This window comes from Nitrosomonas sp., from assembly GCF_043753625.1.
Classification (GTDB): Bacteria; Pseudomonadota; Gammaproteobacteria; order Burkholderiales; family Nitrosomonadaceae; genus Nitrosomonas.
The window spans coordinates 1-25,787 of the sequence record NZ_JAYUWI010000155.1 but is presented as its reverse complement, the minus strand read 5'-3'; the positions used below and the strand labels follow the sequence as shown (position 1 = coordinate 25,787).

26 protein-coding genes are annotated in these 25,787 nt (G+C 44.3%); 13 read left to right on the top strand and 13 right to left on the bottom strand.

The window, feature by feature from the left end; genetic code table 11:
• The 5 genes from ACH10T_RS12925 to ACH10T_RS12905 form a co-directional block, all read right to left on the bottom strand.
• Positions 1–241 (bottom strand): NAD(P)-binding domain-containing protein (locus ACH10T_RS12925; RefSeq protein ID WP_394809671.1); only part of this gene is annotated, 241 nt, incomplete at its 3' end.
• Positions 238–720 carry an SH3 domain-containing protein gene (locus ACH10T_RS12920; RefSeq protein WP_394809670.1) on the bottom strand — a complete coding sequence of 161 codons (483 nt, stop codon included), beginning with the start codon at positions 718–720 and terminating at the stop codon, positions 238–240. The genes ACH10T_RS12920 and ACH10T_RS12925, both read right to left, overlap by 4 nt.
• A 29-nt stretch (positions 721–749) precedes the next feature.
• Positions 750–1,193, bottom strand: coding sequence for a protein-export chaperone SecB (gene secB / locus ACH10T_RS12915; protein ID WP_394809669.1), 444 nt, complete (start codon positions 1,191–1,193; stop codon positions 750–752).
• A 71-nt stretch (positions 1,194–1,264) separates the two neighbouring features.
• Positions 1,265–1,522 carry a glutaredoxin 3 gene (gene grxC / locus ACH10T_RS12910; protein ID WP_394809668.1) on the bottom strand — a complete coding sequence of 86 codons (258 nt, stop codon included), beginning with the start codon at positions 1,520–1,522 and terminating at the stop codon, positions 1,265–1,267.
• 8 nt (positions 1,523–1,530) lie between these two features.
• A complete protein-coding gene (locus tag ACH10T_RS12905; RefSeq protein WP_394809667.1) occupies positions 1,531–1,905 on the bottom strand; it encodes a rhodanese-like domain-containing protein in 375 nt (124 codons plus the stop codon).
• 390 nt (positions 1,906–2,295) lie between these two features.
• Between ACH10T_RS12905 and gpmA the strand changes: the two genes are divergently transcribed.
• The 4 genes from gpmA to ACH10T_RS12885 all read left to right on the top strand — a co-directional run bounded on the left by gpmA (position 2,296) and on the right by ACH10T_RS12885 (position 6,582).
• Positions 2,296–3,045: a 2,3-diphosphoglycerate-dependent phosphoglycerate mutase gene (gpmA, locus tag ACH10T_RS12900; protein WP_394809666.1), complete on the top strand. Its 750-nt coding sequence runs from the start codon at positions 2,296–2,298 to the stop codon at positions 3,043–3,045.
• A 191-nt stretch (positions 3,046–3,236) separates the two neighbouring features.
• A complete protein-coding gene (locus tag ACH10T_RS12895; RefSeq protein WP_394809665.1) occupies positions 3,237–4,316 on the top strand; it encodes a murein hydrolase activator EnvC family protein in 1,080 nt (359 codons plus the stop codon).
• Positions 4,317–4,362: 46 nt separating this feature from the next.
• Complete coding sequence (locus ACH10T_RS12890) at positions 4,363–5,793, top strand: S41 family peptidase (protein WP_394809664.1); 1,431 nt, start codon at positions 4,363–4,365, stop codon at positions 5,791–5,793.
• Positions 5,794–5,805: 12 nt separating this feature from the next.
• Positions 5,806–6,582, top strand: coding sequence for a HesA/MoeB/ThiF family protein (locus tag ACH10T_RS12885; protein WP_394809663.1), 777 nt, complete (start codon positions 5,806–5,808; stop codon positions 6,580–6,582).
• Positions 6,583–6,601: 19 nt separating this feature from the next.
• Here ACH10T_RS12885 and slmA read toward each other — a convergent pair whose 3' ends face one another.
• Positions 6,602–7,204, bottom strand: coding sequence for a nucleoid occlusion factor SlmA (gene slmA / locus ACH10T_RS12880; protein WP_394809673.1), 603 nt, complete (start codon positions 7,202–7,204; stop codon positions 6,602–6,604).
• Between the two features lie 198 nt (positions 7,205–7,402).
• Here slmA and ACH10T_RS12875 point away from each other — a divergent pair, with 198 nt between their 5' ends.
• The 3 genes from ACH10T_RS12875 to lspA are packed head-to-tail and all read left to right on the top strand — an operon-like array spanning position 7,403 to position 11,723.
• The gene (locus ACH10T_RS12875; RefSeq protein ID WP_394809662.1) at positions 7,403–8,350 is read left to right on the top strand and encodes a bifunctional riboflavin kinase/FAD synthetase; all 948 of its coding nucleotides are present in this window, start codon (positions 7,403–7,405) and stop codon (positions 8,348–8,350) included.
• A gap of 41 nt (positions 8,351–8,391) precedes the next feature.
• On the top strand, positions 8,392–11,199 hold the full coding sequence (gene ileS / locus ACH10T_RS12870; protein WP_394809661.1) for an isoleucine--tRNA ligase: 2,808 nt from the start codon (positions 8,392–8,394) through the stop codon (positions 11,197–11,199).
• Between the two features lie 32 nt (positions 11,200–11,231).
• Entirely contained in the window at positions 11,232–11,723 is a 492-nt protein-coding gene (lspA, locus tag ACH10T_RS12865; protein WP_394809660.1) for a signal peptidase II, read from the top strand.
• 30 nt (positions 11,724–11,753) lie between these two features.
• Here the strand turns inward: lspA and ACH10T_RS12860 are convergent, their stop codons facing one another.
• Entirely contained in the window at positions 11,754–11,927 is a 174-nt protein-coding gene (locus ACH10T_RS12860) for a hypothetical protein (protein WP_394809659.1), read from the bottom strand.
• 289 nt (positions 11,928–12,216) lie between these two features.
• Entirely contained in the window at positions 12,217–12,438 is a 222-nt protein-coding gene (locus tag ACH10T_RS12855; protein ID WP_394809658.1) for a hypothetical protein, read from the bottom strand.
• Positions 12,439–12,836: 398 nt separating this feature from the next.
• Between ACH10T_RS12855 and ACH10T_RS12850 the strand changes: the two genes are divergently transcribed.
• Complete coding sequence (locus ACH10T_RS12850; protein WP_394809657.1) at positions 12,837–13,277, top strand: pyrimidine dimer DNA glycosylase/endonuclease V; 441 nt, start codon at positions 12,837–12,839, stop codon at positions 13,275–13,277.
• A 99-nt stretch (positions 13,278–13,376) separates the two neighbouring features.
• On the opposite strand, the gene ACH10T_RS12845 is transcribed toward ACH10T_RS12850, so the two are convergent.
• Entirely contained in the window at positions 13,377–14,477 is a 1,101-nt protein-coding gene (locus ACH10T_RS12845; RefSeq protein WP_394809656.1) for a hypothetical protein, read from the bottom strand.
• A gap of 290 nt (positions 14,478–14,767) precedes the next feature.
• On the bottom strand, positions 14,768–14,962 hold the full coding sequence (locus ACH10T_RS12840) for a Mut7-C RNAse domain-containing protein (RefSeq protein WP_394809655.1): 195 nt from the start codon (positions 14,960–14,962) through the stop codon (positions 14,768–14,770).
• Positions 14,963–15,123: 161 nt separating this feature from the next.
• On the opposite strand from ACH10T_RS12840, the gene ACH10T_RS12835 reads away from it, so the two are divergent.
• The gene (locus ACH10T_RS12835; protein ID WP_394809654.1) at positions 15,124–15,315 is read left to right on the top strand and encodes a hypothetical protein; all 192 of its coding nucleotides are present in this window, start codon (positions 15,124–15,126) and stop codon (positions 15,313–15,315) included.
• Between the two features lie 451 nt (positions 15,316–15,766).
• On the opposite strand, the gene ACH10T_RS12830 is transcribed toward ACH10T_RS12835, so the two are convergent.
• Complete coding sequence (locus ACH10T_RS12830; RefSeq protein ID WP_394809653.1) at positions 15,767–17,830, bottom strand: di-heme-cytochrome C peroxidase; 2,064 nt, start codon at positions 17,828–17,830, stop codon at positions 15,767–15,769.
• 432 nt (positions 17,831–18,262) lie between these two features.
• Here ACH10T_RS12830 and ACH10T_RS12825 point away from each other — a divergent pair, with 432 nt between their 5' ends.
• Positions 18,263–19,756 carry a bifunctional metallophosphatase/5'-nucleotidase gene (locus tag ACH10T_RS12825; protein WP_394809652.1) on the top strand — a complete coding sequence of 498 codons (1,494 nt, stop codon included), beginning with the start codon at positions 18,263–18,265 and terminating at the stop codon, positions 19,754–19,756.
• A 112-nt stretch (positions 19,757–19,868) separates the two neighbouring features.
• Here ACH10T_RS12825 and ACH10T_RS12820 read toward each other — a convergent pair whose 3' ends face one another.
• Together ACH10T_RS12820 and ACH10T_RS12815 are read right to left on the bottom strand one after the other, a co-directional pair.
• Positions 19,869–20,102, bottom strand: coding sequence for an addiction module protein (locus ACH10T_RS12820; protein ID WP_394809651.1), 234 nt, complete (start codon positions 20,100–20,102; stop codon positions 19,869–19,871).
• Between the two features lie 236 nt (positions 20,103–20,338).
• The gene (locus tag ACH10T_RS12815; RefSeq protein WP_394809650.1) at positions 20,339–21,205 is read right to left on the bottom strand and encodes a hypothetical protein; all 867 of its coding nucleotides are present in this window, start codon (positions 21,203–21,205) and stop codon (positions 20,339–20,341) included.
• Between the two features lie 314 nt (positions 21,206–21,519).
• On the opposite strand from ACH10T_RS12815, the gene ACH10T_RS12810 reads away from it, so the two are divergent.
• The 3 genes from ACH10T_RS12810 to ACH10T_RS12800 all read left to right on the top strand — a co-directional run.
• A complete protein-coding gene (locus ACH10T_RS12810; RefSeq protein ID WP_394809672.1) occupies positions 21,520–22,938 on the top strand; it encodes an acetyl-CoA carboxylase biotin carboxylase subunit in 1,419 nt (472 codons plus the stop codon).
• Positions 22,939–22,971: 33 nt separating this feature from the next.
• Entirely contained in the window at positions 22,972–24,798 is a 1,827-nt protein-coding gene (gene oadA / locus ACH10T_RS12805) for a sodium-extruding oxaloacetate decarboxylase subunit alpha (protein WP_394809649.1), read from the top strand.
• 575 nt (positions 24,799–25,373) lie between these two features.
• Positions 25,374–25,787, top strand: a 414-nt coding sequence (locus ACH10T_RS12800; protein WP_394809648.1) for an ATP-binding protein, incomplete at its 3' end; no start/stop codon positions are given.

Genomic DNA, 25,787 nt, shown 5'->3' with positions numbered 1-25,787 from the left:
CTACGATGGGTACAACAATTAAAGCAAGATCTGCAGTATCCAATGCTTCATTGAGTGTTGATGTGATTTTCAAAGATTCGGGTAATGAATAACCCGGCAAGAAACTGTGATTAATACGCTGACTATCCATTTCAATCGCATGATCTGGATCTTTTGACCACAAACTGATCTGATGACGTGCAGATAAACTAATTGCTAATGCCGACCCCCATGCACCTGCACCCAGTACAGCAATTCTCATGAACCCCAGACCTGATTGACTTTGACATAGCCAGTCTGCCCATCGAGATGCCGTACTTTTACCCAGCCTTTAACATCAGAATCCATCCATTCCATAACGATATTTTCCTCGGCTTGAAATACCAATCCCGAGCTCATATCGGCCGACTGATAAATATTAGCTAATGGTACCGTCACAACAACATACCGCTGTTGGCTTAAGACTTTCTTTTCAACCCAGGCAAGACTCCCGCTACTGTCACGTACTTTTGCCCATCCATCTACATCCACTACGACTTCGACCGGAAGATATCGGCCTGCTACATATAATTTATCGGCTTTAAGCGATGGCGCATCATACATAACAACAGCATTCTCAGCTAGTGAAAAAAATTCCATTTCAGCAGCTACGAAACCGGGAAGATGCAACAAGATAGTGGTCAGCAAAACACGCAGGCTGCTTTTCAACCAGAATAACTCAATCAGCAGGCTTTTTCTCATTAGTATATTCACCTCCAGGTTCCGGGTTTCTAATTTAGATTCGTATTCGTTTCTGCTCTTTTTTGCTGATAAATGGCTTCAAAATTTACTGGATTGAGAATAACGGGCGGAAAGCCAGCTCGTGTCACAATATCCGATACCGTTTCACGTAAATAAGGAAAAAGAATATTAGGGCACCCTATGCCCAGTACCGGGTCAATTTCACCATCAGGCACATGACGAATACGAAAAATACCCGCCTGTTGAACCTCAACCAAAAACATTATTTTGTCTTTAATCTTAGCTGTTACCGTTACCGTTAACAGTACCTCGTACAATCCCTCATCAATACTTTGGCTCTTTGTTCCGAGCTGCAAGTTGATTTCAGGCGTATCTTTCTCCAGAAAGATATTGGGCGCATTGGGAATCTCCAAGGACAGATCCTTCACATAGATCTTTTCTATGGCAAAAACTGGTTGCTGTTGCTCACTCATATTTACTTTTTCCAGTAGTGAATTAAAAAGTTTATACTATTAATTGTTATCGCATCAACCCATCCTGCGGATCAAATTGCCAGCAATGCTGCCAATTCGCCTTTACGATCCAGTTGCGTTAAATCGTCATACCCCCCCACATGTCTTTCACCAATGTAAATCTGTGGCACAGTACGTCGACCTGTTCTACCCATCATCTCAGCACGCTGGGTCGGCTCAAGATCGATGCGTATTTTTTCAATTTCCTGAACCCCTTTTGAGCGCAACAAACTCTCTGCCATTTTGCAGTAAGGACAAAAACCCGTTGTGTACATAATTACTTTGGGCATTCAATTCTCTATCGCTTAACCATAGGTAAGCCGGCACGCTTCCAGGCGTCAATACCGCCCATCAGATTAATTACTTGAGGAAAACCGTTCTTCCTTAGAATCAGGCTGGCATGATTGGATCGAATACCACCAGGGTATATCATCAAAATGGGCTTGTCCTTAAATTTTTGCAACTCTACCCAACGCTCCTCAATCTTTTCAGATGGAATATGTTTTGAGTTCGGCAAATGGCCTGTCGCATACTCACTATCATCCCGGACATCCAACACCAATGCATCCTGGTAATTTATCAATTGTACGGCTGCAAGCGTGTCGATTTCCTTGATGCCACGACGCATTACCAATGGCCACAGCAGTAATAAGCCACTAATTATTGCTGTCATAAGAAAGAGGAAATTTTCTAATTTAAAAAGAAAATGATCTTGAAATAATGATAATTCCATATAAGCTTTATTCTGTTCTTTAAATGTTAATTTTATCAGAAACTGGAAAATTACGGGATTTCCTTAATCCTGCCGTTAAAGCCCACGCATAGTAACATCATGCATATCAATTAATAGTAATTAATCCTGGAATTAATTATACCCAATCTGTTTTATGAACTATTGCCAGAAAAAAATAAAAATCCGTCATCATTTTCCACAAAAAAGCACCTTACTTACCTTTTATTCGCACAAAAGAATCAGTCAGATGCTGTGTTTACAGCTAAAAGTATAATAAAATATCAGTATCTTTAACACTAATTGCTGCCCCTTTTTCACAAAAAGGTCAATATGAAAAAAATTGTTCTCCTTCGCCATGGAGAAAGTACCTGGAATAAAGAAAATCGATTTACTGGCTGGACAGATGTTGATTTAACACCCCAAGGCTTACAGGAAGCTCGAAATGCCGGGAAGCTCTTACGAGAACATAGATTTGCATTTGATATCGCGTATACATCAGTTCTTAAACGTGCCATTCGCACCTTGTGGATAGTGCTTGACGAAATGAATCAGATGTGGATTCCAGTACAACACACTTGGCGATTAAATGAGCGGCATTATGGCGCCCTGCAAGGATTGAATAAAGCTGAAACTGCAGCCAAATATGGTGATGAGCAAGTTTTAATATGGCGAAGGAGCTATGATGTCAGTCCGCCTGCATTAACCATCGATGATGATCGCTATGCCGGTACTGATTCGCGATATAAAGATCTACCGCATGGCGACATACCTTTGACCGAGTGCCTAAAAGATACGGTCGCAAGATTTTTACCCTATTGGAATACGGTTATAGCACCTCAAGTTCAGTCTGGAAAAAGCGTTATCATTGCTGCACATGGGAATTCTTTACGAGCACTGGTTAAGTATTTGGATAATATCTCTGATGAAGAAATATTGAACTGCAACATCCCAACCGGCATCCCATTGGTTTATGAATTAGATGACAATATGCAGCCAATTCGGAACTATTACCTGGGAAATCAGAGCGAAATTCAGGAGGCTATGCAAATTGTAGCTAAGCAAGGTAAATCAGCAGTTTAAAACACATCCGATTCACTTATTCAGATATGAGTGTAAACCATACACTATTTCGAATAAATCATACCAATCTGGAAGTTGATACGTTTAATTCTATTCCTACGCAGTATGTTCAACTAATGCTGATGTTATGCGTATTGACATTTTTCTATCCGCTCTCAGCGTTTTCAAACAACCAGGAAAATCTTAAGCTATTGCGTGAACGTATCCAATCTCTACAAAAAGATTTAGCAAGCAAGGAAGCATTAAAACAGGGCACAACGGCCGAATTACAGAAAACTGAGCGCGCAGTCAACAATATCACGCTCAGATTGAGCAAACTCATTGAAAATGACCGACAAGCCAACGAAGAATACAAACAACTGCAAATACAACACGGCCAAATCAAAGATAAAATAGAAACCGAACGAAATCAACTAGAAAAGTTGCTCTACCAACAATATGTGGGGGGCCAGCAAGATTATTTACAACTAGTGTTGAACCAGCAAAACCCTAATCAGGGTGCACGGAATATCTATTATTACCAGAAACTTTCACTCACCCGTTCGGGTATTATCAAGAATCTTCAGAATAATCAAGATGAAATTAAAGTACTAACACAAACCAGCCGTCAAAAGAAAGACGAAATAACTGCTATTCAAGCTGAATATTTCAATCAACACAAAAAGCTTGAACAAGAAAAAACCAAACATCAGGCTATACTCTCGCAGGTATCTGATCAAATTACCCAACAGCAACAAGAAATTAATAAACTCAAGAGTGATGAAAAGCGCATAACCAATTTAGTTAATGAGATAAATAAATTACTTATTCAAGAAAAATCCACGAACACATTGTCTAACAATAAACTCCCAGATGCTTCTACAACAGGTTCTCCATTCTCAACGCTCAAAGGCAAATTAAATTTGCCCGTGCGAGGGAAACTTGTAAACACTTTTGGTGGTCAACGCTCAGGTAAGTATATTTCTTGGAAAGGACTGTTTATTCAGTCGCCTGATGGCAGTGAAATTAAAGCCATTTCAGGCGGAAGAGTAGTATTTGCAGACTGGTTGAGAGGTTTTGGTAATCTGATAATTTTGGATCATGGAAACAGCTATATGAGTCTTTATGGCAACAACGCAACACTCCACAAACAAGTGGGTGATACTATTCGTGGTGGCGATACGATTGCAACAGTTGGAAATAGCGGTGGTAATCCAGATTCAGGTTTATACTTTGAACTTCGTCATGGAGGTAAGCCGTTTGACCCTTTAACGTGGATAAAAATAGAATGAACATAGCAGCCATTTACATAAATTTGATCAGTGCGGAGATAGCATAATGAGTAACATAATCAAGAAAACAGGTTTAATTCTAATTGGTGCAATCGCTGGAATAATGCTCAGTTTGAATTTCTCTGCTATTGCCAAGAAAGATAATATCGAGGCGATTCACCCGCTGCCGATCGAAGAATTACGTACATTCGCTCAGGTGTTCGGCCGCATCAAAAGTGATTATGTCGAATCCGTTGAAGACAAAAAACTGATTACTGAAGCTATCAATGGCATGTTGGTCGGACTGGATCCCCATTCATCCTACCTGGATAAAGACGATTACAAAGAGCTGCAAATCGGAACGCAAGGTGAGTTCGGTGGGTTAGGCATTCAGGTCACCATGGAAGACGGTGTCGTAAAAGTAATTTCACCGATTGAAGATACTCCCGCATTTCGTGCAGGTATCAAAACCGGTGATCTGATTGTAAAACTGGATGATACCATCGTAAAAGGTATGACTTTGAATGATGCAATTAAGCTCATGCGTGGCAAACCCAATACTCCCATAAAGATTACTATCGTGCGGGAAGGTGAGACAGAACCACTGGTCTTTAATTTAGTACGTGACATTATAAAAATCCAAAGTGTTAAATCGAAAATGATCGAACCTGGTTATGCGTATATCCGTATCACGCAGTTTCAAGAACAAACCGGTGAGAATCTCGCACAAGCTATCAGGACACTTTTTGCTGAGAATACTGGATCCATGAAAGGATTAATATTGGATCTGCGCAATGATCCAGGTGGATTACTGAATGGCGCTGTCGCCGTATCCGCCGCTTTTCTGCCAGAAAACGCACTGGTTGTATACACAGAAGGACGCAGCCCCGATGCAAAAATGAAATTGCATGCCAACCCTGAGTATTATCTGCGCGGTCCTGATGCGGATTATTTAAAAGGATTACCTTCTGAAGTCAAAACCGTACCGATGATTACATTGGTCAATGGCGGCTCTGCTTCAGCATCGGAAATTGTGGCAGGCGCCTTGCAAGATCATAAACGTTCTGTAGTAATGGGATCACAAACGTTTGGTAAAGGATCTGTTCAAACGATATTACCATTAGGAAATAACACAGCAATCAAGTTGACAACTGCGCGCTACTACACGCCCAATGGCCAGTCTATCCAGGCAAAAGGAATTACTCCCGATATTCTGGATGAAGCCGATAGCGGTGATGATCAACGCTTGCGTGAAGCGGATCTGAATCGTCATTTAACGAGTGGTAAAAAGGCGGAAACAAAGAATGCTGACTCTGATACAGTTAAAGCAACAAAAAAACCTGTAAACAAGAAAAAAGCTAGTAAGAATAAAGACGAGAAGAATAAAACCCCTATCGAATTTGGCTCGGCGGAAGATCTTTTGCTAACTCAAGCCATGAATTACTTTAAGGGTATTACTGCACCACCTGAAAAAAAGAGCGATGAAAGCGACAGCTGATTCACAAGGATCGTGAATGATAACCAGCTACTTCGATATAGCCGTCATATCCTGCTCCCGCAAATTGATATTGCGGGGCAGGAGAAGCTCAATCAATCACGCGTATTAATTGTCGGCGCTGGCGGTTTAGGTTCTCCTATAGCGCTGTACCTTGCTGCCAGCGGAGTGGGCAACCTGATCATTTGTGATAGTGATCGGGTTGATCTTACCAATCTGCAGCGACAAATTATCCATGACAGCAGTTCGATCGGCCTAGCAAAAGTTCTCTCAGCAAAGCAAACACTCACCAGAATTAATCCGGAAGTCAACGTCATCACAATCCAGGAGCAGGTCGACGCGACAAAACTGTTACAACTTGCCACAGGAGTGGATGCCGTGGTCGATGCTAGCGACAACTTCAGCACACGCTATGATATTAATCAAGCTTGCGTTACGCAAAAGAAACCTTTGATTTCCGGTGCTGTAGTGCGTTTTGATGGCCAAGTCAGCGTATTTGATTTACGCCATGCTGATAGTCCTTGTTATCACTGTTTATATCCAATTACCGCCGGAGAACAGGAAGACATGCCTTGTGCAATAATGGGAGTATTCTCGCCGTTAGTTGGCATTATCGGCTGCATGCAAGCTGCAGAGACACTAAAGATCCTACTAAATATTGGAGAAAGTCTGAATGGCCGCTTACAGTTATTGGATAGCCTCACTATGAATTGGCGCACGATCAAACTAAACAAAGATCCAGCCTGTCCGGTATGTCCTTCATCAGCATTTGCCGATGCTGATACCCAGTAATCCGCTGAATTCTCACGCTTTAGAGAATCTCTGCAGGAAGCAAATTCAGCCGCTGCACTTCCCAGTTTGCGAGTGGGTCACGCTTGAACTCACTTTTCACAAACTGATACCAGCGGCCAACAACAAAGCACATGAATAAATTGGCTTGTGCCGCAACATCAAGGTTAGTGGTTATTTGATGCTCGCTGACAGCAAACCTTAGTGCCTGTTTTAAAGTGGCTTCCAACCGATCATGCAACTGATTAATACGTAACTGCAAATGTTCATTCTCATTTACCAGCACATCACCGATCAGGATACGCGTCATGCCCGGATTCTTTTGCGAAAAACCTAATAACAGTAACAATAATTTTTCGATCTGCTTTGTGCCACAATTTTCATCTTGCTGAATTTTGTTAATCAGTAAAAACAATGTTCGTTCAATAAATTCAATCAAAGCCTCAAACATCTGTGATTTATTGGAAAAACAACGATACAACGATGATTCTGAAATTTCCAGCTGAGCAGCTAACGCTGCGGTGGTAATCCTCTTTCTCTGCGGATACTCCAGCATCCTGGCCAAAGCTTGCAGGATCTGATCTTTTCTTTCACTGGATTTTACTGACTGATAGGAAGGCTTCAATTGGGTAACCGCGAAGAAACAAAGGCAATAGATGAAATATAACAAATTAACAGACCAGCGCAAAAACTATTCTGCTTTCCTTTAGATTACTCACTGTTGGTCTATTTGGCAAATACTCAATAGTCATAATAACCGGATACAAACTAGACCTGTTCGCCTGAAACAAGCTAGAATTACTAATTTTAGGGTTTCCTGCTCATGCATACTTGGCGAAGGTCGTCGATACGCGCAAAAACGCCGATTGCAATGACCATAGGCAACTTTGATGGCGTTCATTTAGGCCATCATGCAATGCTTATTCGTCTGAAGGATGCTGCTAAGCAGCTTGGACTATCTGCCTGCGTGATGACTTTCGAGCCGCATCCACGTGAATTTTTTGCTCCAGATCAAGCGCCTGCTCGCCTGACCAGTTTGCGGGAAAAACTGAAATACTTAATCCAGGCAGAAGTCGATTGTATCCATGTTTGCCGCTTCAATTATGATTTTGCCAGAATCAGCCCAGAACAATTTATTACGCACATTCTGAATCAAGAGCTGTCTGTCCGCTGGTTGCTTGTGGGCGATGATTTTCGTTTTGGTGCACGACGTGCGGGTGATTTTTCCATGTTGCAAGCCCATTCCGCAGCAAATGGTTTCTCCGTAGAAGTCATGCCCAGTATCGCCATTGACAATCAGCGTATTTCAAGCACGGCTATCCGGCAGGCACTTGCCACCGGTGATCTTAATATGGCAGGAAAATTCCTGGGCAGACCATACAGCATCAGTGGACGTGTAATTGATGGTGATAAATTAGGCAAACAAATCGGATTTCCAACAGCAAATATCCAGTTGAAATATAATCATCCGCCACTCTCAGGCATTTTTGTTGTTGCCGTACACGGTGCTATCCAATCATCACCAGCAACAGTACTTCCCGGCGTTGCTAGTCTGGGCGTAAGACCGACAATCCATAAAAATGGAAAACCTGTATTGGAAGTACATTTGTTTGACTTTAACCAGGACATTTACGGGCAACATTTACAAGTCGATTTTCTGCACAAGCTACGTGACGAAGAAAAATATGCGGATATCGACACACTCATTGTTCAAATTAAAAAAGATGTCGTGCAAGCAAAAGACTTTTTTCTGACAGTTCAAAACCATTAAAGTAGCTGGTAGCGTCCTTTAACCCATTAATTTAACATTTCATGACCGATTATAAGAAAACTCTCAATTTACTCGATACACCCTTCCCGATGCGCGGCAATCTGGCCAGCCGCGAACCGGATATGCTAAAAGCCTGGCAAGAAAAGAATCTGTATCAGAAAATCCGCTCCGCCAGCAAAGGACGTCCAAAATTCATTCTGCACGACGGACCCCCATATGCCAACGGCGATATTCACATCGGTCATGCGGTCAACAAAATTCTCAAAGACATCATCATCAAAAGTAAAACATTGGCCGGCTTCGATGCACCGTATATTCCGGGTTGGGATTGTCATGGACTACCCATTGAGCATCAAATTGAGAAAAAACATGGCAAACATTTACCGGCTGATAAAGTGCGCGAGCTTTGCCGTGCTTTTGCCAAGGAACAAGTAGAGCGCCAGAAAGCAGATTTCATCCGCCTGGGCGTACTGGGTGATTGGGACAATCCCTATCTCACGATGAACTTCAAAATAGAAGCCGATATTATTCGTGCACTGGGAAAGATTTATCAGAGTGGTTACCTGTATCAGGGTCAGAAACCTGTCAATTGGTGTATCGATTGTGGCTCAGCACTAGCTGAAGCCGAGGTGGAATATGAAGATAAAACCTCACCCGCGATTGATGTAGGTTTTACCGTGCAATCATCCGAGCACCAATCGCTCTGCGACGTCTTTGGCATCTTGATCCCTGAAAATGACACCGTTTATGCCATCATTTGGACTACCACGCCCTGGACACTACCGGCCAACCAGGCGGTCAGCGTTCACCCGGATCTTGATTATGAACTGATAAAAACAACACGCGGCTGGCTGATCCTCGCAGCCGAACTAAAGCAAGCTTGTCTAGAGCGCTACAGCTTGATCGCCATTGAGCACGACGGTATCCCCTGCACGGGAATCAGTCTTGAAAATTTAAAACTACAACATCCGTTCGAACCGCGCACGGTCAAAATCATTTGCGGCGAGCATGTTACGTTGGAAGCCGGCACGGGCCTTGTGCATACAGCACCAGCGCATGGTCTAGATGATTATTTTGTCGGCCAAAATTATGGTTTACCCAACGAAAGTCCGGTTGACGGCAATGGCAAGTTTAATACCAGTACCCCTTTGGTTGGCGGTCTTTCGGTGTGGAAAGCCAACGATGTGGTTACTGAAACACTCAAAACCAGCGGGCATCTGTTTTGCCTGAAAAAAATCGAGCACAGTTATCCGCATTGCTGGCGCCATAAAACACCCATCATTTTCCGCGCCACGCCACAATGGTTTATTGGCATGAATCTACACGGCACAATCGATGCAACTGCGCAGAAAAAAACCCTGCATGAACTGGCCATGCAGGCTGTCGAGTCCACTGCATTTTACCCGGCATGGGGCAAGGCTCGCTTAGAAGCGATGATTAAGAACCGTCCGGATTGGTGCGTTTCGCGCCAACGTAACTGGGGCGTTCCGATGGCCCTTTTCGTGCATAAAGAAACCCATTCACCGCACCCACGATCGCTCGAACTATTCGAGCAAGTAGCGCAAAAAGTGGAACAACAGGGCATCGAAGCTTGGTTTGCACTCGATGCCGCTGAATTACTTGGGGAAGAAGCCAGGGATTACCAAAAACTAACCGATACGCTGGATGTCTGGTTTGATTCCGGCACCACACACGACACCGTCGTTAAGCCGGATGCCCAACTCAAATACCCGGTTGACTTGTATCTGGAGGGTTCCGACCAACATCGCGGCTGGTTCCAGTCTTCGCTGCTGACCGGCTGTGCCATTAATGGCCGCGCCCCTTATGATTCGCTGCTCACACACGGATTTGTGGTAGATGGTAACGGTCATAAAATGAGCAAATCCAAAGGAAACGTCATCGCACCACAGAAAGTGATGGATACTTCCGGCGCCGATATTTTGCGTTTGTGGGTAGCTTCAACCGATTATTCCGGTGAACTGTCCATCTCCGAAGAAATTCTGAAACGAGTAGTCGAGAGCTATCGGCGCATCCGTAATACACTGCGCTTTTTACTCGCTAATCTCATGGACTTTAATCCACAGATCGATCTGGTTTCTGTCACTGACTGCTTGGAAATTGACCGCTACATGCTGGCTTTTACCGATTCTTTCCAAGAAGATTTGACACAAAGCTATCATCGTTATGAATTCCATCAAGTGGTACATAAACTGCACAATTTCTGCTCTGAAGACTTGGGCGGCTTCTATCTGGATATCCTTAAGGATCGCTTGTACACTGCAGCAGCCAAAGGCACACCACGCCGCTCGGCACAAACCGCGCTATACCATATCGCACATAGCCTGATTCGCCTGTTTGCACCCATTCTAAGTTTTACCTCGGAAGAAGTATGGGAACATCTGACGGGTGACACAGAAGGCAGCGTGTTACTGCATCACTGGCATGCCTTTCCAGCGCAACCGGATACCCAGTTATTACAACAGCGCTGGGCGAGAATACGCACTTTACGTTCGCAAGTACTGAAAAAACTGGAAGATTCTCGCACACAAGGAGAAATCGGCTCCTCATTGGCAGCGACGGTCGAGATTCACGCCAACAGTGACGATTTCACCCTACTCAGGGCACTGGGCGATGATTTGCACTTCGTGTTGATTGTTTCTGAAGTCCATCTAATTCAGGTCAGCGGCCCGCAACAGGAAAGTATTGTTGTAGTATCCAGCACGCATGTAAAATGCGAACGCTGCTGGCATTATCGCCAAGATGTCGGGCATCATGCAGAACATTCCACCTTGTGCGAGCGTTGCGTCACCAACCTTTATGGCAACGGTGAAGAACGTCACTTCGCGTAAAGCCTACACTTATTTACCGGAAATTTTTCACCATGAAGCTTTACATCAGCCTGAGCATTGCTTTGATCGTTTTGGTTCTGGATCTTGCCAGCAAGTATTGGGTAGAGTCTGCCTTGGAATTTGGCCAGAAAATCGCATTAACTGGCTTTTTTAACCTGGTACTGACCTACAATCCCGGTGCGGCCTTTAGCTTTCTGAGCGAGGAATCCGGTTGGCAGCGTTGGTTCCTAAGCACTATCGCGGGCAGTGCCGCCCTATTGATCGTCTACCTGCTCAATAAATACAAACATGAGAAATTATTCTGTATGTCATTGAGCCTGATTTTAGGCGGTGCTTTAGGGAATTTATATGACCGCGTAACGCTGGGTCATGTGGTCGATTTTCTGGACTTCTACATCGGCACCTATCACTGGCCAGCTTTCAATATCGCCGATTCCGCCATCTTTATCGGTGCCGCGCTGATGATATATGAAAGTTTCCGGCACAAGGAAGATTCTGAAAATTCTAAAGCAAAGGCTAAGTAGTCCTTGGCTACAACCCTACCGCCAGAAATCTTACTTGCTCGATTTCTTTTCCTTGGTAATCGGGTTTTGTAGGGTATAGCCGTTTTCTTTCATTTTATACCCGCCATAAGCACCTGCACCGGCAACCACGAGAGTCCAACAACCTGATAACAGCGGCAGTATCATCAGGAAAGCGATCACGTTTACTATCTGTTTTCTCTTCATTCTGAATTCCTATACAAAGTGATACTTTAATGGTTTCAGTCAATTTATTAAAATCCTTTAATGATTGATTTTGCGAATCGTCTCAATCCAAGTCCGATTAACAGCATGACGTAGGTTTCTGACTCGGGTATAGGACTGGCAAATGAAACCATATCGAGGGAACTACCCTAGCTATCGCTTATTCCACTGGCGTTAAAAGTAAGCAAGCCATTTCCATCAAAGTTAATGATAGTCGAATAATTTAACTAATTGTGACCACTCTCTGCACTACCAACACCATTTAACACAGTCACAGGAGCAGATCATCAACCGTGAATGTAAGATCATTAGTGGTAGCCGTACTCAGGCGAACTGAATACCAGAAGCTCAGTTGATACAGACCAGGAGTGCTGATCAGAAATTGCGACAACGAGCTGTTCGAATAGGTATCCAATACGATAAAATTGCTCCCCTCATAAGCAGTTCCAGTAATATCATTGCGCAGTTCGATGCTTGGGCTACCCGCGTCCACCCGTTCAACGAATTATAGATATTCCAGATACTGCTCGCTTGCGAATCAACTTAGAAGCTGCCATTCTCCACGAGATCTACGGCTGCCATAGCCATCATCGGGGTTGCAAACAAAGCACTGGCCACATATTTAGAGAAACTATTCATCGTATTTCCTGTTCAAGTATAAAGGGCAAATATATCAGGTTTCTTACCTTACCAATAGATCTCGACATCGGAACGATTCAGCTTATCTAAAAGATAAAAAGATTAACAACTTATCGTGATGTTATCTGTCTTTCATACCCGAAAATGCTCTGCCCAGTGTATTATTAGAATAATGAATATCGCCAAAATCAAGAAGACAATATGTTTAAGATTGAATCTGCAAGAAACCCAAAGTAAATTCAATCGATTATTATGCGACTTTGGTCAATACATCCCTATTATTTAGATGCTAAAGGTTTAGTAGCCTTGTGGCGCGAAGGTCTATTAGCTCAGAAGGTTCTGCAAGGCCATACCAAGGGATATAAAAATCACCCTCAATTAACAAGATTCAAGAATACAACAAATCCTGTTGGTGCTATCGCTGCATATTTGGGGTTTGTTGCAGATGAAGCAGAAAGCCGGGGTTATCACTTTGATAGAAATAAAATCACTGATCAGCGTTGTACAGAAAAAATTACAATCACCAACGGACAACTGGAATACGAATTCAGACACTTATTGGGAAAACTGAAAGATAGAAATCCTCAGCGCTATGCTCGATTCAAAGAAGTCAGCGAGATAAGAATCCATCCTATTTTTAACGAAACTGCGGGAAATATTGAAGACTGGGAAATAATTAGCCATATCAAATAATTCTGCCGTTTCTTTCCTTGATGAAATTTAATCAAACGAAACCAAGTGGGTAAGAACAGAGGCTACCTCCTCATTCTGCTGACGCACTCGTTTAAATAATCAAGAAGGTTGCGGAGGCACCTTGATCCATTCTCCTGCACACTCCTTGACATAAGGATAGTATCCTTCAGGGTTACGGCAATAATGCCAGTAATTTCTATTCTGTACGGGAGCGGGCCTAGAAACTTGATTTTGCTGAACATAAGTTGGCGCCCTGGGTTGAGTTGCAACCATCGGTGCCGAAAACACCGGAGACGCTGCAACCACTGCAGGATAGCCACCTAGTGGATAGTAAGGATCAAAATATCGATAAGGTCCGAAACCAACGTTATTAGAGAACCCAACACCCACCCGATTATTGTAAAAGCCAAAACTACTAAACGGCACACCAAAACCATAATAGCCAAAGCCTCCAAAAGGACCGAATGGACTAAAAGGACCCCATGGACCGAATCCAAATCCCAATCCGACACCCAGGCCTAACCCGAATCCTGAATCAAATCCACCATGGTGATGGTGCCCTCCACCGTGATGATCATGTCCAGAGTTTTGATTCTGGTCAGTATTATTATTGTCAATATTCACCGTCTGAGTCGAAGAATCGCCTTGAGTAACGCCATTGTCCTGACTCGATTGATTGACCCCAGCAGAATCAGAAGACCCAGCAGCTCCAGTAGAGTCTGTAGGTACAGTTGCAAGTTCGTTTCGAAGTGGCTCCTGCGCGAATCCATCATTCTGTTGTGATCCAATACTCTGATCTACACTATCGCTCGGATAAGAATCATTGGACTGACCGAATGCACCAGTTTGATCAAAGTCATTTCCCTGACCTGGGTCATCGGCCAATCCAAAATCTTCCGGTTGATTAAATCCATCATCCTGATAAAAAGCATCACTTTGATCGTAACCATTCTGATCAAAATTACTTTGATCAGAATCACCATAGCCAGAGTAGCCATTGGTGTCGTAACCACCGCCATAATCGCCTCCCCCGTAGTCCCCTCCGAAATCAGCACCACCGTAATCGCCTCCGAAGTCGCCGCCCCCCCCATCGGAGCCTCCGCCATCGCCCCCACCGCCATCTCCCTCTGCTCCTGCCGGAGGTGCTAAAAACACCCCACAGAGTATGATAGCTAAGCAAATTAACTTGAATTTTTTCATATCAGCCTCAATCATCAATATTATGAAACAATAAAAATTGATCTTATTTTTAACGGCTGCCCTGGAGTTTATTCCTAAGCAATGCTCACTGGACAATCCATTAAAAATATCTTTGTATTTATTACCATAATAGCAAGCAGAATCTGAATGGGTGCTGAATAAAAAGTAGACCGATGCTGATACACATCCCAGTTGCAAGAAAATATTATTTCCGGTCCGTCAACTGAATAATACTAATGCTTTCCAACGCATCGGTCAGATGCTATAGGCACACAGAGTGTGCCGCTTTATCAGTAAATCTGACCACACTCTGGATAAATCAGAAATTTGTCATAACACTTCCTTGTCAAGGACGTTAGGCGGTTCTCGATTTGATGTTTGCCAATTTCTGTTAATTTACAGTTACAGTCCGTGCAACGTGTCAATGGTTTTATAAAGTCATTCAATGGCAATGAGAACGTATTCTGATCCACACCACTGATCATATAGTCCTTAAAAATTAGCTGCCGCTAAGATTTAGATGGATTTTTGATGTCGAGATTGATTTAGTTTGATTAAGATCAATGTCTCCTATGACTGTAATCAGTATTCTGAGAATCGTTGTGACTGAGAAATTAATTATTAACTAATATTCATAAGGCTTTACATGAGAGTTACGCGTTTTTTGGCAGCGTCAGCAATTTTGACCTTAATTGCTTGCGGCGGCAAACCGACAGCCCCAGAATCTCCTGATCCTGCGGCTTACGGTAAAACTATTCAACCTTTCCATCAAATACCTGCAGGCGATCAGGAAGGTGGCGGTCAAGCTAGATCAACCACAGAAAAATCAAGTTACTAGAGTCGAGTGAAAGTTTATCAGTGTTCTATAGCTAAAAATCACAAGCAAATTTGGGTTATAGAACACTGAGTTTTGTATTACAGCTGATTTACCCTTCATAAATAGCGCTAAGCTGCTACAAGAAATCAAGAGCATTATTGTATAACCCCCAGTAGATCATAGGATTTCTGGAACAAGCCGGATTTGTAGTCTATCTTGCCTTCTGGGAATCTCGCTGTGACGATCTATAATTCGTCGCGACAATTCCTGGAAGCAACAGGCCGAAAAGCTGATTATAGAAGGTCTCGTATTGATTCCAGTAAGATCACTCAATCAAATCCTCACTTCTGCCGCAGGTCAATCCGGAATATTTTTTTACCGCTGTGGTTTACAGAGAACGTTACGACAGCTGACGTAATGTGTGGAACCTCTGGAAGTCCTCCGGAAAAACCAGGGGACTTCCTATTATTAATTATAGAGTCTTGAGATATTCCAGCAAATCATCTTTCTGTTCTTTGTTAAGTGGCTTTAAAATTTCCCCATTAGGTTGTGCTGTTTTACCGGATGCATATTCGTGACCAGCATTGCTATTACCAGGAAAACTGGTATCAAAAGTGAAACCCTTATCACTACTCTTTAGTCCGACTTTTGTCGGATCAAATTCACGTGATCCAACTTTAAACTGATCAGGACGGTATTCACCCTCTTCTGGATCACCTTCACGTTTCTTGGGTAGTAACAAATCATGAAGTGATGGCACAGAACCATTGTGTAAATAAGGTGCCGTTGCCCAGATACCATTCAAAGATCGCCCCTTATAGGCATTCAGTGAGGCCAAGGGACTAACTGTCGTATCCGGATCATAATTGCCATGCTTAATGGAAGATTTAATCTCATTTTCAAAAAATGCTTTTGCAAGATTAACAATCCAATCCGTCCAACGTTGAAAAAACCATTTATCGGGGTCAGGAGTAGCCACCACATTTGTAGTTGCTTGAGTCAGCAAGGCCGCAACAGGAGCCTGCTTATCCAGTAAAATATTACCTACACCAAGGCCTACATACTGGTTGCGCAAAATACCAGAATAGCCCTGAGCTGTGAAACTGTTTTTAGCCATAGCGGAATCCGTTCCTACAAAATTGACTTTTGTCATATTAGCGATGATACGACGATTTGGGTCCTCGCGATCAATCCTGGCATGACAGGCCTCGCAATACTCGTCAAACAATGTTTTACCCCGAGCAGCTTTTTCCCTATTGATTTCGCCTAGAATCTCCTCTGGCCATACAGGAGAATTTAATTTCATCAGGTGTGATTCAATTCTGTGCAAGTTTTGCACATTTACAGAAGAATCAAAGCTAACTTGCGTGATGCCATCGCTTTGTCCGCCGATAATTGATGATAATGTCGTTCTTTTTTCTTCCTTCCAGTCAAGTGTGCCAAATACGCCAATCACTTCACCCGCATTTCGACCAATTGGCCCTAACCCAGCATTGTCCGCTATCCCATTCCATTGCACATAATCGTGCTGAGCAATGTCCCATAAGAAAGGATAGCTAACGGGTGCGTCAGGTGCATTGAACAATGCATGGCGCAATCGCCCTAATTGCCATTTAGTAAGATGCTTGCTAAGACGTTCCATCACATGATCACGTTGCTCTCCCGACATCACTTTACCTACGTCCTTTGGTATGATCTCGTCGATTTGTTCCTTGGTCATCACTTGATCCCGCATGATCTTAGGATCACGCAACAACTCTCTTAACTCTCTTTCATTGATGATATGTTCAAGCACACGATTATAAATACGTCCAAAGGCATCCAGTCGTGCATAGCCATAGGCAGTTGGGCTATGATTGATCACGGTATAATCATAAATGCGCTGTTCATACTTACTAAGATCGGCGAGTATTTCGGCCTCCGATTTGTAATTTCCCTTTGCCAGTACATTTTTGACAAACCGCTGCGAGGCTTCTGCATTTTCACGCGTATGTTTCAAAGCTTTTGCGATATCTTTCATGATGTTTTCCATATCCGCGGTAGCCGGACCGCCATCAATACGGATACCTACACCGTTATAGTTTACTTGCCCGGTATGGCATGCGGCACAAGTTAAACCGACATACTCTTTGCCCTTGTAATCATCCTTGACCCAGCCGACAGGTAACGCATCTGGGTTGCTCGATGAGGCCTTCTGGGGTAAATAACGATAGAAATTCATATTCTCATCAGAGCGGAAAAGCTGAGGTTTTCCCACCTTCTCCAATGCCAGGAAGAAATCATAGGGCATCAGGTTTGATCCTTGTGTGGTGTAGTAGAACCACAAACTGTCGGCAGAATTCCAACCCTGATCCAGATACTTGACCTCTGTATAACTATCGCCTAATTGATCTTGTTCAACAGTAGCTGCATGGCGACTCTGCTCGGCCTCCGGAATCAGGCCCACCTTACAGCCAGATAGTATTCCGATGAGAAGAACCAAAGCTGAATAAAGAAATAAAAACCGTTTTTCTGACGCTATAAAATATTGTTTCACGATAATTCCCCTTTGTATTTGAATTTATTAATCAGTATGGTCAAGAACAAAAACACATGCATGTGTAATGATAAATTTTGAATCTATTAATAAATCGTGTGACTTTCCGCTCCTCGCATTACATGATCCCGGATTATTTCTATTCGAGGCCCGTGCTGATGTCACCAATCTTGGTGAATTGTATTTTTATTAAGTGCTGCGACAGTTCCTGATTATATTAAGAATCCGTCGCTGATAACAACAATACTAGCAATCTGACTACCAAATCATCAAAACTTTATTGCGACCAAACAAAACAAAGCAAATATTGGCTGCGCTGCAAAACAGACACCAATATCAGGAATAAGGCTTCATACTGTAAATTTCTTACAACTTGTCATACACTTGCAGAAATACTTACTATAACAGCGATATAAAAACCGGGAAACCATCATGAAAAAACCATACGCCATTCTGTTAGCTGTACTCTTCGCGTTTACACTGACTACTTGCACCGCAACACCTTCTGCACATATTGATGATGACAGGATTCACGTAACGATTCTACACTTTCAGGATATTTATGAAATTACACCGGTTAGTGGCGGCAAAGAAGGCGGAATTGCACGGGTTGCCACATTACGCAAACAGTTGCTGGCACGCAACCCAAATACCATCACTACATTAGGCGGAGACCTATTCAGCCCATCTGCAATCGGCACAGCACAGTATGAAGGCGATCGATTGGCCGGACGGCAAATGGTGGATGTTCTGAATCACTTCGAGCTTGACTACGCGACTTTTGGCAATCATGAGTTCGATATCAAGGAGAGTCAATTCCATCAGCGGATGCAAGAAGCAAAATTTACCTGGGTATCGAGCAATGTATTTGCCGCGAATGGTCGTCCATTCTCAGGCGTCAATCAAAATCTCGTTATTTCAGTTACCGGCAAGAAAAGTGGGAAATCTTTCAGGATCGGTATGTTTGGGTTAACTCTTCCCATTAACAAGCCTGACTATGTCAGTTATTCCGAACCCTTGACAGTAGCCAACGAGCAAATCAAGCAACTCGGCGAGCATTCCGATTTCATTATTGCCTTAACACACCAAACCATCGAAGACGACATCGAATTGCTACAAAAAAATCCACAAATCGGATTACTACTGGGTGGACATGAACACGTCAACTACCAGAACTGGCGCGGGAATTTCACACCGATTCTGAAGGCCGATGCCAATGTGCGCTCGGTGTACGTGGTCGACCTTTATTTCGATCCGCAAACCGGCAAAACTGAAATCAAACCCACTTTTGTACCGATCAACGACACCCTGACGGAAGATCCTAGCGTCAAGGCAGTCGTCGATAAATGGATGAGCATCGCCTTCGCTGCCTTCCGCGAACAGGGATTTGAGCCTGAAGCCGTAGTCACGACCACCACCGAAACATTGGATGGACTGGAATCCAGTGTACGCACCCGCAAAACCAATCTCACCGAACTGATCGCCCAAAGCCTGCTGCGCCCCTACCCGGAAGCCGAACTCTCGCTTCACAACAGCGGTTCGATCCGCATTGACGATGTACTGCCTGCGGGTCAAATTACCGTCTACGATATCATCCGCGTGCTGCCTTTCGGCGGCAAAGTTCAGTTGGCTGCGATAAAAGGCGATCTGCTGTTAAAAGTACTGAATCAAGGTGCAGCGAATACAGGCTCAGGTGGCTTTCTGCAATCCACCAATGCGCAACAGATTAACGGTACCTGGCTGATTAACGGCGTCTCAGTAGATCCCACGAAAACTTATAAACTGGCGATCAATGATTTTCTCGCTTCAGGGAAAGAGCATGGTTTGGATTATCTGAAACCCGGCAATCCGGATTTCGTCATTGTTAATCCGGGAGAAAACACCGATATCCGCCAAGTGGTGATTGATCAGTTGAAAAATAACTAGAAAAATTTCGGGCAATTCTTATTTAGCTGCAGTGCCTTGCCAAGGCCTGGATTCTGTATTTTGCACCACATTTGCACTTCACCAATTTCGCGCAAAGTACGTGCAGAAAACTTCAGACGGAACGCCATAAACCATCGTTAAGGCGAAATTTGATTTGTTCCCATGAAAACCCAGCTTCCGGATTCTCTTCAAACTCGGCCAAGCGCGCTTCAAGTTCGGCTTTTAGCTCGGGTGAAATTTCCACTTCTTCAGGTACGGCTGCAACACTATCCCAGATAAGCTCAACGAGACGGATCCGTTCTTGCACTGGAAGCTTGAGAATGTCGGCAATTGAAATATTTTTCATGGCAAATAGTGTACTCTAAAAACATGCAATTGCTGTAAAACTATTAGACATCTACCGTCCGACAGGCCCCAAGGATTCTCATTTATTCGACGCAAAAGTAAGCACTGATTGTATTTCGTCGTAGCAGAAATCATATAAAAAGCGGCCTGCATGGTTTTATCAATTTCTGCAAATGCAAGATACGACCCCAGCGACCCAACTTTTTGTTGGTCGCTCATCCGGCGGGTTAGAACTCATCAAGGAATTGCGGGGTTGACCAGAGTGCTTTGATCGAATGCCTCAAGGTCGTTAAGAAATGCTTGTACACCTTGGTTTCGTTTTGAGAAGCACTTTGCTATAGGCATGTTTGAATCTACTTTCATAATGCGTTGTTTCATCTTCTCTACCCGTTCTGCCCACGCACCATCTAGAAGAACGTAATCGCAACAGTTTATTGGCATAACCGCATGAAGCATATCGACAACATCGTTGTCAGAAATCGGTGCAACAGGATCCAAGTAAAAACCGCGCATCAACTCGCCAAGGATAACAAGGGTACGAGGACGAACATCAGTGGGCTGTATTGTTCTAGCTTTAGCGACGTAGGAAGAATCTGCCAGGGCAGCCTCGATCCCACTTTTGATCTGTTGAATAACTTCCACGGTCACCGCGGCGATATCAGCTCGGTTCTCGTGTGCCAGTGTGATGAAGCCTCGCATAGTAAATCCGAGAAGTGCATCTTGCGCACGTTCGGCGAACAGCTTTAGCTGCGGAAGGTCTGCAGAGGGCCAAAAACGTTTTGCGTTGTTTGGCTCAGTGCGTTCCCGTTCAAGAACTTTATCCAGTGCAAAATCTGTCAGGTAGATATTGGGCAAAAGACGTTCAATAAAATCTTCCGCATCAGCAGCATGACGAGGATCGGTTGAAGCAGCAAACTCACTGAATGAAATGCTTGAGAGAAGCAGTGTTCCGCATTTACTTCGTAGAGTATTTACGAAGCGATCCTGCAGCACAAGGTTATCTGAGAACAAGCGAATCGCCCAGTGATCGAGATACACCGTCGGTGAGATAAAGGACTGCTTCACACGAACTTCAGACGACGTGGAGAAGAACTCGATAGTCATTTTTGTGAGCCTGAACAACAATCAAGCTTCGAAAATAACATTATATCTATTACATCAAAATAAAAGTAGTATCTAAAAAAATTACTGGATTCATGCTTCACCCTTACTCTCAATTGATCTTGCCGGCCTAAGTTTCATCATATCATGCAGTATTTGGTACATAAAAATCCATAACATTCGGCTTTTAGCTCAAACGCCAGTTCAAACATAACAACTACCACCCTAAACAAGATTGATTGTAAATGTCACATAAATTACCGGAATCGATCAGGTAGAATACCGCCATTAACGTTTTTCAAAGCGGCAAAAAAATGATGTTACGTAAAATCTTCATTGCCAATCGCGGCGAGATTGCTGTTCGTATCATTCGCGCTTGTGCCGAAATGGGCATCCGTTCGGTGGCGATTTATTCGGAAGCGGATCGTTTTGCGCTGCATATTAAAAAAGCGGACGAATCGTATTGCATCGGCAGCGAGCCGATGGCGTGCTATCTGAATATTCATGCGCTGGTCGATTTGGCGTTGGCAACCGGTTGTGATGCGGTGCATCCGGGTTACGGATTTCTTTCTGAGAATGCGCAATTTGCCCGAGCGTGCAAAGAGCGCGGACTCGTTTTCATTGGCCCGGAAGCAAATGTCATTCATCGCATGGGCGATAAAACCGAAGCCCGGAATGCGATGAAAGCGGCGGGCATTCCGGTGACACCCGGGTCGGATGGCAATTTGCATTCGGTGGAAGAAGCCCTGAAAGTCGCGGCGCAAATTGGTTATCCGATCATGTTGAAAGCGACTTCCGGTGGCGGCGGGCGCGGTATCCGGCGCTGTGATAATGCGGATGAACTGCAGCGCAATTATGCCCGGGTGATCTCCGAAGCGACCAAAGCGTTTGGCAGCGCCGATGTGTTCTTGGAAAAATGCATCGTTAATCCAAAGCACATTGAAGTACAGATTTTAGCGGACCACCACGGCAATGTGATTCATCTCTTTGAGCGCGATTGCTCGATTCAGCGCCGCAATCAGAAGCTGATCGAGATTGCGCCGTCCCCGCAACTGGACGAAGCACAACGCCAGTATATCGGCGGTCTTGCGGTGATTGCCGCGAAGTCGGTCGGCTACACCAATGCAGGAACGGTGGAGTTTCTACTGGATGATAGCGGCCGGTTTTATTTTATGGAAATGAATACGCGTGTGCAGGTCGAGCATACCATTACCGAATCGATTACCGGTGTCGACATTGTCGAGGAGCAGATCCGCGTGGCGGCTGGATTGCCCCTGCGCTACAAACAAGAAGAGATTGTCCGGCGGGGTTATGCGATTCAGTTCCGCATTAACGCCGAAGATCCGAAGAATAATTTCTTACCGAGTTTCGGCCGGATTTCCCGTTATTATGCGCCCGGTGGCCCAGGCGTACGAACCGATACGGCGATTTACACCGGTTATGAGATTCCTCCTTTTTACGATTCCATGGTCGCAAAAATCATTGTCAGCGCACTGACCTGGGAAGATGTTATTAAGCGTGGCGAGCGCACCTTGCGCGATATGGGATTATTTGGCATCAAAACGACGATTCCTTATTATTTAAAGATACTGAAGCACCCGCAGTTTCGTGCTGCCCAATTCAATACCGGTTTTGTTGAACAAAACCCAGAACTCATCAATTATTCCGATAAACCCCGGCCGGAAGTGCTGGCCAGCGTCATTGCCGCTGCGATGGCTTCGCATACCGGTCTGTAAGTGGAATGCTTACTGGTTAATCAAGGAAAACCCATGCAAAAAGTTCATATTACCGATGTCATTTTACGCGATGCGCATCAATCCCTGATCGCCACCCGGATGCGCACGGAAGATATGCTGCCAGCTTGTCAAATGCTGGATAGCATCGGCTATTGGTCGCTGGAATGCTGGGGTGGCGCGACTTTCGACGCCTGTTTACGGTTCTTAAAGGAAGATCCCTGGGAACGTCTAAGCAAACTTAAAGCCGCTTTGCCCAATACACCGCTGCAAATGTTGTTACGCGGGCAGAATTTGCTCGGTTACCGCCATTATTCCGATGATGTTGTGCGTGCTTTTGTAAAAAAAGCCGCTGAAAATGGCATAGATGTCTTTCGAATTTTTGACGCGCTAAACGACGTGCGCAATCTTAGAACCGCCATCGAAGCCGTCAAAGCATCCGGCAAACACGCGCAAGGCACCATTTGCTATACCACCAGCCCGGTACATGATGTTAAAAGCTTTGTAACGCTGGCCAAAGATTTGGCCGCATTGGGTTGTGACTCGATTGCTATCAAAGATATGGCCGGTCTGTTGACTCCGTATGCAACCAGCGAACTGGTTACCGCACTGAAAAAAGCTATCGATTTGCCTTTGCACTTGCATTGCCACGCCACTACTGGGCTTGCTGAAATGTGTCAGTTAAAAGCAATAGAAGCCGGTTGCCAGTATATTGATACGGCACTATCCTCGTGGTCGGGCGGCACCAGCCATCCGCCGACCGAAAGCTTGGTCATGGCATTGCAAGGCACGGGATACGATACCGGTTTGAATTTAGACAAGCTGCAAGCAGTGAACCAATATTTCGCAGAAGTGCGAAAAAAATACCGCCGCTTCGAAAGCGAATTCACCGGCGTCGACACCCGGGTTCATGTGTTTCAGGTACCGGGCGGCATGATTTCGAATTTGGCCAATCAGTTGCAAGAACGTAACGCCCTAGACCGGATGAATGAAGTCTACGAAGAAATTCCCAAGGTACGTAAAGATCTGGGCTACCCGCCTTTGGTCACGCCAACCTCGCAGATTGTCGGCACGCAAGCCGTCCTCAACGTGCTGATCGGCAAACGGTATGAGACCATTACCAATGAAGTGAAGCGCTATTTGCAAGGCGGTTACGGCAAAGCACCAGCACCGATGAATGCCGCTTTGCAAAAACGTGCGATCGGTAAGGAAGAGATTATCGACTGCCGCCCCGCCGACCTTTTAAAACCGGAATTTGAGCATCTGCGCCTGGAAATCGGCCACTTGGCACGCAATGATGAAGACGTGCTGAGTTATGCCATGTTCCCGGAAGTCGCCAAACAGTTTCTAGAATTGCGCTCAACCGGGCATCTGGTGCCTGAACCTTTGGAATTGGCATCGACAACGATCAACGGTGTGCAAAAAGCACCCACCGAGTTCAATGTGGCATTACACGGCGAGTCTTATCACGTCAAAGTCACCGGCACCAGTCCTAAAAATGAATCTCTGCGGCATTTTTATTTTATGGTTGATGGTGTTCCGGAAGAAATCGTCGTCGAAACGCTGGATGAAATTGTTTTGGACGGTGGCACGCAAGGCGCCGTTAAAAGTACCATCGCCAGCAAACGCCCACGCCCTTCCGCCAAAGGCGACGTGGTCGTCAGCATGCCGTGTAATATTCTTGACGTGTTAGTCAAAGTCGATCAACGGGTTACCGCCGGACAGCCGGTATTGGTCACCGAAGCGATGAAAATGGAAACCGAAATTACCGCACCGATTGCTGGTGTCGTCAAAGCCGTACACGTCGTTAAAGGTGAACCGGCCAATCCGAATGAAGTGTTGATTGAAATTGTGGCAGAGTGATGAACCGGAGAGGCAATCCAGCCGGTTCAAAATCCCGCCCAAGATCACTTTTTGGTCTTTATGCGTAATGCCATTATTTCAGCAAGCTAGGATTGTTCACACCCTCTTTTGAATTGGCACTTCACTCTTTCTTGACCATTCTGAAGTCTAACTTTGGATTAGACGGAGTGTATAAAAATATCAAGACACGCTGGAACAATCTATTCTGTAAGCGAGTGCCAGCTTTAAAGTCATTTTACTGATCTGGACCACGCCAGATTGGAAACACACGCTTTTGCAAAATATCCGAGAACAATCGCGCTTATATCACGCTAGATGACCTTTCCCTGCGCATGGCAGACATCGCAAATCCAGCAAGCTTTCTGCCTGGATAATTTAATCACCCTATCTTGATTGAGTATTGTATGCGAGAGACCAAATTGCATATATCACATCAAAATGACGACCGATAGAACCAAGCAAAACTAGCTTGTTTTGGCTTAGTAGCTCGCAAATAATAACATGATAAAGAATGTTACAGAATCTTTTCCATGGTGTTATAGAATGCATACTAATTGCCACCTAAAGAATCCTATATGAAACCCAGCAACTTCACTGAATATCGCACTATAGCTATACCACTCCAAGAAAATGATTCAAATGACCGAAGTCATCATGACGAATACCAGGAAAGATTCTTTGTCGGTCGAAAAAATATTACAGAAAAACTAGTTGATCTGTTGCAAAGCACCAGATCAACTGGTAGCTATTTGATAGCTGGTTATCGTGGTTCTGGAAAAACCAAAATGGTTGATAGAGCCTTAAGATTAGCTACGATGGACAGAGACAAAGACAAAGACAAAGACAAAGACAAAGACAAAGACAAAGAAAAGGAAAGTTATATAAAGATATACCTGATTAGAAAGATTCTTCAGCCAAACCCGATTTTCTCTATTATAAGGCGCATACTGACCCAAACAAACCCATCAAAGAGAAATTGCCATGGCCAT